1 tRNA gene and 1 rRNA gene are annotated in these 558 nt (G+C 49.3%); both read left to right on the top strand.

The features are described 5' to 3' along the window. Positions 1 to 119 precede the first annotated feature (119 nt). Positions 120 to 195 (top strand) — tRNA-Ala (locus tag SB786_RS35585). Between the two features lie 235 nt (positions 196 to 430). Beyond that, positions 431 to 558, top strand: a 23S ribosomal RNA gene (locus SB786_RS35580); the annotation flags it as partial.

Raw genomic sequence — 558 nt, 5'->3', positions numbered from 1 at the left:
CGACCCTGTTATAGGTCTGTAGCTCAGTTGGTTAGAGCGCACCCCTGATAAGGGTGAGGTCGGCAGTTCGAATCTGCCCAGACCCACCAATTTTGTGTGGGAAACGCCTGTAGAAATACGGGGCCATAGCTCAGCTGGGAGAGCGCCTGCCTTGCACGCAGGAGGTCAGCGGTTCGATCCCGCTTGGCTCCACCACTCGCTTTACTTGATCAGAACTTAGAAATGAACATTCGTTGATGAGTGTTGATTTCTGACTTTTGTCAGATCGTTCTTTAAAAATTCGGATATGTGATAGAAATAGACTGAACACCAGTTTCACTGCTGGTGGATCAGGCTAAGGTAAAATTTGTGAGTTCTGCTCGAAAGAGCAACGTGCGAATTTACGGCGAATGTCGTCTTCACAGTATAACCAGATTGCTTGGGGTTATATGGTCAAGTGAAGAAGCGCATACGGTGGATGCCTTGGCAGTCAGAGGCGATGAAAGACGTGGTAGCCTGCGAAAAGCTTCGGGGAGTCGGCAAACAGACTTTGATCCGGAGATGTCTGAATGGGGGAAC

The organism is Burkholderia sp. SIMBA_062 (assembly GCF_046534765.1).
Classification (GTDB): domain Bacteria; phylum Pseudomonadota; class Gammaproteobacteria; order Burkholderiales; family Burkholderiaceae; genus Burkholderia; species Burkholderia ambifaria.
The sequence above is the reverse complement of the archived record's forward strand: the minus strand, read 5'-3'. Positions and strand labels throughout refer to the sequence as shown.